Origin of the sequence: Microcoleus sp. B4-D4, from assembly GCF_036705185.1 — a bacterium.
Classification (GTDB): Bacteria; Cyanobacteriota; Cyanobacteriia; order Cyanobacteriales; family Microcoleaceae; genus Microcoleus.
This window is the reverse complement of record NZ_JAUBTX010000006.1, coordinates 235519-243524: the sequence shown is the minus strand read 5'-3', so window position 1 is coordinate 243524 and position 8006 is coordinate 235519. Positions and strand designations below refer to the sequence as shown.

The following is an 8006-nucleotide window of genomic DNA, read 5'->3' as shown; positions in this document are numbered from 1 at the left end:
ATGACTAATGACTAATGACTAATGACTAATGACTAATGACTAATGACTAATGACTAATGACTAATGACTAATGACTACTGTAGATCGCACTTTCAGCAAAAAGAAGGAACAATGTATTTTTCCATTGCTCCTTCTTTTTGTATTTAAAATTTGTCAATCTACAGCTTGACTTCGATATCTACGCCGGCTGGCAAATCCAGTTTCATCAAAGCGTCAATTGTTTTGGCAGAAGGCTGGTGAATGTCGATAATGCGGCGGTGCGTGCGGGTTTCAAAGTGTTCGCGAGAATCTTTGTCTACGTGGGGCGATCGCAGCAAGCAATAAATCCGTCGTTTTGTCGGTAGGGGAATCGGGCCGATCGCAGTGGCGGCTGTCCGATTTGCTGTATCTACAATCTTTTCGCAGGATGCGTCTAGAATTCGGCGATCGAAAGCTTTGAGGCGAATGCGGATTTTTTGCTGTGGAATTGTTGCCATTTTTTTGTTTAATTTTCTAGGTTCAGTTTATTTTTAGTCAGTAGTCAGTAGTCATTAGTCGGCAGTCATTAGTCGGCAGTCATTAGTTTTTACTTGTCAGTTTTTTTTGCTAACAACTAACTGCGGACTAATGACCGTTTCCAAAAACTGATATCCCCCGACTTGAGTCCGGGAACTCCTAAAATTTTAGACTGCTGTTGAAGCTTCTAGATTGAATGCGGAAAGTCCATCTAAAATCTAAAATCTAAAATCGATTGACTGATGACTCATCACTAAATAGCAGAAAAGCCACTAAATTTGATTAGGCTTTTCTGCTATTTAAAGCGGAGCGCGGATTCCTACTTGAGGATTTTGGAAACAACGCCTGCACCCACGGTGCGGCCGCCTTCGCGGATGGCGAAGCGCATTCCTTGTTCGATCGCGATCGGGTGAATCAGATCAACAGTCATTTTGATCCGGTCACCAGGCATCACCATTTCAGCTTCTGTACCGTCATCAGCAGTGAACTGCATGATTGTACCGGTTACGTCTGTTGTACGGACGTAGAATTGAGGGCGGTAGCCAGAGAAAAAGGGCGTGTGACGGCCACCTTCTTCCTTCTTCAGGATGTAGACTTCAGATTCAAACTGAGTGTGAGGCAAGATGCTCTTCGGCTTGGCAATTACCATGCCTCTTTCAATATCAGCCTTCAAAATACCCCGGAGAAGTAGACCCACGTTGTCGCCGGCCATGCCTTCATCCAAGGACTTGGTGAACATTTCCACACCAGTCACGGTAGTGCTGCGAGTGTCCTTAAGACCAATAATTTCGACTGTTTCGCCGACTTTAACTCTGCCGCGCTCGATCCGACCTGTCGCCACAGTACCCCGACCAGTAATCGAGAATACGTCTTCAACTGCCATTAAGAAAGGCTTGTCAATTTCGCGTTCTGGAGTAGGGATGTAAGAATCTACTTCTTCCATCAGCTTGTAAATCTTGTCAACCCACTCATTATCGCCCTTGACAGTCTTGGGGTTAGCAAGCATCGCTTCGAGAGCTTTCAAGCCAGAACCAGTCACGATGGGGATGTCATCGCCAGGAAAATCGTAGGAACTCAAAAGTTCGCGAACTTCCATTTCTACCAATTCCAAAAGTTCAGCGTCATCCACCATGTCTTCTTTGTTCAAGAAGACCACCAAGCTGGGAACGCCAACTTGCTTAGCTAGCAAGATGTGTTCGCGAGTTTGAGGCATGGGGCCGTCTGCTGCTGACACTACTAGGATGCCACCGTCCATTTGAGCAGCACCGGTGATCATGTTTTTCACATAGTCAGCGTGTCCGGGGCAATCCACGTGGGCGTAGTGACGACCTGTGGTTTCGTATTCTACGTGAGCGGTATTAATCGTAATACCCCGTGCTTTTTCTTCTGGCGCAGCGTCGATGTCGGCGTAGTTCTTACCCTTAGCCTGACCCAATGCTGAAAGAGTCATCGTAATCGCGGCGGTCAAAGTTGTTTTGCCGTGGTCAACGTGACCGATTGTGCCGATGTTTACGTGGGGTTTATTCCGTTCAAATTTTGCGCGTGCCATTCTCGATCTGTTCCTTGTTTTTTTTAGCGATTTTAGACTTGAGATTTTAGATTCTAGATTTTGGATTCAATCCAAAATCCAAAATCTAAAATCCAAAATCATTAGTTCCCTTTGTTTTTCGCGATAATGGCTTCCGCCACATTTCGCGGCACTTCTTCGTAATGGCTGAATTCCATTGTGAAGATGCCTCTACCTTGGGTTTTCGAGCGGATGTCGGTGGCGTAACCAAACATTTCTGCTAGGGGAACCTTGACAGAAACTTTGGCAATTCCCTGATCCGTCTCTTGACCTTCGATATGACCCCGACGCGAGTTGAGGTCGCCGATGACGTTCCCGATATAATCTTCGGGAACTTCAACCTCTACCTTCATCATAGGCTCTAGCAGCACTGGCGACGCTTTCATCACGGCTTCTTTGATCGCCATTGAACCGGCGATCTTAAATGCCATTTCTGAGGAGTCTACGTCGTGGAAAGACCCGTCTACCATAGTAGCTTTAAGGTCGATCACGGGATATCCTGCTACAATACCTGATTCGCAGGCTTCTTTCATCCCTTGTTCTGCCGGGCCGATGTACTCTTTCGGTACAGTGCCGCCGACAATTTTGGAGACAAATTCAAAGCCGGTTCCGACTTCGGTGGGTTCTACTTCGATCACGACGTGACCGTACTGACCTTTACCGCCGCTTTGGCGGATAAATTTACCTTCGGCGCGGACGGCTTTGCGAATGGTTTCGCGGTAGGCTACTTGCGGCTGACCCACGTTAGCTTCTACTTTGAATTCCCGCAGCATTCTGTCTACCAGAATTTCCAGGTGCAGTTCGCCCATGCCGGCGATGACTGTCTGGTTGGTTTCTGGGTCAACGTTGACTCGGAAGGTGGGGTCTTCTTCCGAGAGGGACTGGAGGGCTTTGGAGAGCTTCTCCATGTCTTGTTTGGTTTTGGGTTCGACAGCCACGGAGATGACTGGTTCTGGAATAAACAGGGATTCCAGAATCACTGGCGATCCTTCTTCGCAGAGGGTGTCGCCGGTGAAGGTGTCTTTCAAACCCAAGACTGCTCCCAAGTCTCCGGCGCGGAGTTCGTCAACTTCTATCCGATCGTCAGCTTTGAGGACAATTAAGCGAGAAACCCGCTCTTTTTTGTCTTTCGTGGAGTTGAGGACGTAGGTGCCCTTTTTGAGGATACCCGAGTAGACGCGAACGAAGGTCAGGCGGCCGTAGGGGTCTGCCATGATTTTGAATGCCAGGGCTGACAGGGGCTCGCTGTCGTCTGCGTGTCGTTCTGCGGTGTCGCCGTTGGGCAGCAGTCCTTGAATCGGGGGAACTTCCAAGGGCGACGGCAGGTAGTCGATCACTCCGTCTAACAACAACTGAACGCCTTTGTTTTTGAAGGCAGAACCGCAGAGCATGGGGACGATCGCCCCGGAGATTGTGCCCGCACGCAGGGCCGAGCGGATTTCCGCTTCTGTTAACTCTTCGCCTTCAAGGTATTTTGCCGTGAGGGCGTCGCTGGTTTCTGCTACGGACTCGATCAGCTTGGTGCGGTATTCTGCGGCGAGTTCTTTTACCTCATCGGGGATTTCTATTTCCTCGATATCGGTGCCGGTGTTGTTGTTGTAGATGTAGGCTTTCATTTCCACTAAATCTACAATTCCCCGGAAGTTTTCTTCGCTGCCGATCGGGATTTGGACTGGTACGGCGTTCGCTCTCATGCGATCGCAAATTTGGCCGTAAACTTTGTAGAAGTTTGCACCCATGCGATCCATTTTGTTGACGAACACAATCCGGGGCACATGATACCTATCGGCTTGGCGCCAAACTGTTTCGGATTGCGGCTGCACTCCGCCTACCGAGCAGAACACTGCGATCACTCCGTCGAGCACTCGCATCGAGCGTTCAACTTCGATCGTGAAGTCTACGTGTCCGGGAGTGTCGATGATGTTGATTTTGTAATCTTTCCAACTGGTGGTGATAGCAGCGGCAGTAATCGTGATTCCCCGTTCCCGCTCTTGCTCCATCCAGTCAGTGACTGCTGTTCCCTCGTGCACTTCACCCATTCTGTGAACCATGCCTGAATAGAACAGAATTCTTTCAGTTGTTGTTGTTTTGCCCGCGTCAATGTGGGCGGCGATGCCGATGTTGCGAGTTTTTTCTAGCGGGACGGTACGTGCCACAGCTACCTCCTTGATTTTGTGTTGCTGTTATAATACTATTATACTACACAGAACCCGATCTTGCACTCCCAGCCACTTACCGTATAAGTATATGGAGCTTATTGTTACATTTTAATATTTTTTGCAACATTTGTTTACAAAAATATTAAGTATGCGAGATGGAGGATTCACAGAGTGCGTAAATTTTTGATTTTCGGAGTTTTGAGTTTGCCTGGGCGATCGCCACTGCGCCAAGAGAAGCAATCTCAACACCCAAAACTTACGCTTGCCAATCCCTCACTCGATGCTTTCATACCGCACGACCGGCCTGTTTTCCATGCCCGATTTGGCTTAGTACCGATAGTGAGCAAAAGCCTTGTTAGCTTCGGCCATGCGGTGTGTTTCTTCGCGCTTGCGAATAGCACTGCCTGTTTCGTTGGCTGCATCCATCAGTTCGTTAGCCAGCTTGGCGGCCATCGAGCGGCCGGTGCGGGCGCGAGCAAATCTGATCAGCCAGCGCAGGGCGAGGGTGGTTCCGCGATCGGAACGCACTTCCATCGGCACTTGGTAGGTGGCGCCACCTACCCGGCGGGCTTTGACTTCTACCAAGGGTGTAGCGTTTTTGACTGCTTTTTCAAACAAGTCTAACGGTTCGGCTCCCGTGCGTTCTTGGATGGTTTTCATGGCATCGTAGACGATGCTGGAGGCCACGGATTTTTTGCCGTGCTGCATGATCCGTCTCACCATCATGCTTACCAACCGGCTGTTGTAGGTTGGATCTGGCGGAACTGGACGTTTTTGAATAACTGTGCGGCGAGACATAGTTTTATTGGGGTTTTTTGATTTTGATTGATTGAATTTGGGGTTGTGAGTTCAAATTTTAGATCGGCGATCGAACTTAATTTTTGCTGGCTCATCCCCGGCGATCGGGCGTCAGTGCTATTTTTTCTCTTTAGGACGCTTGGCACCGTACTTGGAACGACCTTGCTTGCGGTCTTTCACCCCAGCGGTGTCTAATGTACCGCGAATGATGTGGTATCTAACTCCGGGCAAATCTTTTACCCGACCGCCCCGGATCATTACTACCGAGTGTTCTTGTAAGTTGTGACCAATCCCGGGGATGTAGGCTGTCACTTCAAAACCAGAAGTCAGCCGTACCCGAGCCACCTTCCGCAGCGCCGAGTTGGGTTTTTTCGGGGTAGTCGTGTACACTCTGGTGCATACTCCGCGGCGCTGGGGGCAACTCTTGAGAGCTGGCGATTTGGTTTTTTTCTGCGTTTGTTCCCGTGCTGAACGGATGAGTTGCTGAATAGTGGGCATGAGTTACGGCATTTCTAGCTTTTTGCTGAATATAGTGATTTGCGGCATCCGCACTGAAAGTCCCTTCCCTTCAGGAGGGACGGGATATATGAAAATAATTATGGGTAAGTGAGGATACCAGACTCCATATATTACACCACTAGACTTTTTTTGGCAAGGAATTTGCGAGCACGGGCGATCGAACTTCCAGCAAGCAAGGAAGTTGGGACGAGGATATCGCCCGCGAGTGCCTAATATGTGGCATATTATTAATTAATTCAAGCTCAAATTTAATGGGGATCACAGCCGTCAGCCAAATTTATGACGGTTTTATGACGGTCGATATTTTGATCGCCTCACCATCTTCGGCAGACTCCCGTCAACCGAGTGCGCGCGATCGCATCACAGTCTGGGCCCGATCCATATCACATAAACTTATCTAAAATTGCCGGATAATCAGAGATACACATTGAGTTAACAGCAGGAGATGAGAACCAAAGCTTACATTCCCGAACAGACATTTTCCGAAGTTTACTTCAATATTTGGAAATCCGGTAAGATTAATCAAACTGTGTTTCAGAAAATACAACACGCAATTAATTCTGAGAGTCTAAAAAAAATCAGAATAGCTAAAAAATATCAGCAGACTGCTCTCTGCAGTGCGGCAAAGATGGGTGTCAGTCCTATACTGATTTGATTGAGAGACTTGAAATAACTGCTTTCATAGAATTACAAACAATTCACATAGCGTGAATTAGATTTAAGCCTTGAATTAAAATCCCCTCCCTACAATTAAAGAAACTCAAACTCGGTGCACCAATCAATCTTAAAAGGCAATATTCAGGTAAAATAATAGAGTATGTTTAATTCCACAGAACTGCTGATCGAGGCTTTCATTGAACAACTAGAAAACGGTTACAGCCGCACCTACGGAGGCTACAAATCAGACTATGCCGACATTATTGCCTGGGTCGGAGCAATGGCATTAGAAAACATCGCCAACAGTGACGCTCTTTATCACAATGTAGAACACGCCATTTGCATTACCTTAGTAGGTCAAGAAATCTTGCGGGGAAAACACATTCGCAAGGGCGGAGTCTCCTGCGAAAACTGGCTCCACTACATCATTTCTTTGCTGTGCCAAGACATCGGATATGTCAAAGGAGTCTGCCGACAAGACCAAGTATCAGAAGGATTGTACGCTACCGGAAAAGATGGCATGAGAATTGCACTACCTCCCGGTGCAACAGCCGCCAGCCTAGCTCCTTACCGAGTTGACAGAGCAAAACTGTTCATTGACGAGCGTTTCGGCAACCACAAGCTAATTAATGCCGAGATAATTAAGCAGAACATAGAACAAACTCGTTTCTCGGTGCTTGACGGCAACACTGACGAAGATACACTAAATTATTCTTTAGTTCGCGGTGCTGACTTAATAGGTCAGTTCAGCAACCCGCAATATTTACAGAAAATTGGTGCCCTATTTTACGAGTTGGAAGAAATCGGTGCTACTAAAATTTTGGGCTGCCGGCATCCGGGCGACTTGCTGCAAAGCTACTCAAAGTTTTATTGGAGCGGAATTTATCCTCACATCAGCGAATCCCTCGGTTACTTGCAGTTGACGCAGGAAGGCAAACAAATTGTTGCTAGTTTGTACGCTAACGTATTTCGTATGGAACACGAACGTTGTGATTCTGAGGCTGCTTGAGTACAGGGGAATTCATTAGTCATTAGTCATTAGTCATTAGTCATTAGTCATTAGTCATTAGTGTTGTCCCCGAAGAGCAAACGTTGTTAGTAGTTGGTTATTATAACTAGACGGAAATAACGAATTGTCTCGTGTCAGATAGATTTACCGCAATAACATTAGTTCGTTATGAAAGCGGACTTAAGTCCGCACTACAAACCGTTTAAGATGCGATCGTCTATTGGACGTGATATTACCAATTACCCAAGCGTATTTGACTCAACTCATTTCCTGCTCTAGTTCCGAATGATATCTCGGACACAACCAATTGCTCGGTAGCAAAGAAGGCCATCCCTCCCGCAGCGCTTCCAAACAAACCGCACGCACAGTTAACTGACAGTCGAGCAGTTCTACACCAGCTTTTTCAACTTGCTTTTTACCAATTTTTCCAATTGAGTCGTCGCTAAATTCAAAGGTTTTGTGACACTGAATGCAAACCAGATGGTGGTGGTGATGCAATTCCGGTAAATTCAGTTCGTAATGTTTGTGTCCTTCTGCTAATTCTAGTTCGCGCAAAATGCTAATTCTTGCTAATAAGTGCAGCGTTCTATAGACAGTAGACAAGCCTATTCGTTCTCCTTGACCTTGCAAAATATTGTATAATTCTTCTGCACTCAAATGATTGCCTTGTCGCAAATTTTGAAACACATTCAAAATTGTTTCTCGCTGGGGAGTCAGGCGACATCCTCTCTGGTTTAGTTCGACTTTGAGTGAGTTGCTGCTGTATATATTCATCACTAATTTATCCCAATAATTGTTATAA

7 protein-coding genes are annotated in these 8006 nt (G+C 47.0%); 1 reads left to right on the top strand and 6 read right to left on the bottom strand.

All coding sequences use genetic code 11. The features are described from left to right. Positions 1 to 158: 158 nt before the first annotated feature. From rpsJ to rpsL, 5 genes are all read right to left on the bottom strand, one after another. On the bottom strand, positions 159 to 476 hold the full coding sequence (gene rpsJ / locus QUB13_RS08210) for a 30S ribosomal protein S10 (RefSeq protein ID WP_194011386.1): 318 nt from the start codon (positions 474 to 476) through the stop codon (positions 159 to 161). Positions 477 to 814: 338 nt separating this feature from the next. Continuing rightward, positions 815 to 2044 carry an elongation factor Tu gene (gene tuf, locus QUB13_RS08205; RefSeq protein WP_333089725.1) on the bottom strand — a complete coding sequence of 410 codons (1230 nt, stop codon included), beginning with the start codon at positions 2042 to 2044 and terminating at the stop codon, positions 815 to 817. A 101-nt stretch (positions 2045 to 2145) separates the two neighbouring features. Then, positions 2146 to 4218: an elongation factor G gene (gene fusA, locus QUB13_RS08200; RefSeq protein WP_333089723.1), complete on the bottom strand. Its 2073-nt coding sequence runs from the start codon at positions 4216 to 4218 to the stop codon at positions 2146 to 2148. Between the two features lie 330 nt (positions 4219 to 4548). Next, positions 4549 to 5019: a 30S ribosomal protein S7 gene (rpsG, locus tag QUB13_RS08195; RefSeq protein ID WP_106150481.1), complete on the bottom strand. Its 471-nt coding sequence runs from the start codon at positions 5017 to 5019 to the stop codon at positions 4549 to 4551. A gap of 117 nt (positions 5020 to 5136) precedes the next feature. Beyond that, positions 5137 to 5517: a 30S ribosomal protein S12 gene (rpsL, locus tag QUB13_RS08190; protein ID WP_006632197.1), complete on the bottom strand. Its 381-nt coding sequence runs from the start codon at positions 5515 to 5517 to the stop codon at positions 5137 to 5139. 838 nt (positions 5518 to 6355) lie between these two features. Here rpsL and QUB13_RS08185 point away from each other — a divergent pair. Further along, on the top strand, positions 6356 to 7204 hold the full coding sequence (locus tag QUB13_RS08185; RefSeq protein WP_194011390.1) for an Npun_R2479 family HD domain-containing metalloprotein: 849 nt from the start codon (positions 6356 to 6358) through the stop codon (positions 7202 to 7204). A gap of 258 nt (positions 7205 to 7462) precedes the next feature. Here QUB13_RS08185 and QUB13_RS08180 read toward each other — a convergent pair whose 3' ends face one another. Further along, positions 7463 to 7978: a transcriptional repressor gene (locus QUB13_RS08180; RefSeq protein WP_333379996.1), complete on the bottom strand. Its 516-nt coding sequence runs from the start codon at positions 7976 to 7978 to the stop codon at positions 7463 to 7465. Positions 7979 to 8006 lie beyond the last annotated feature (28 nt).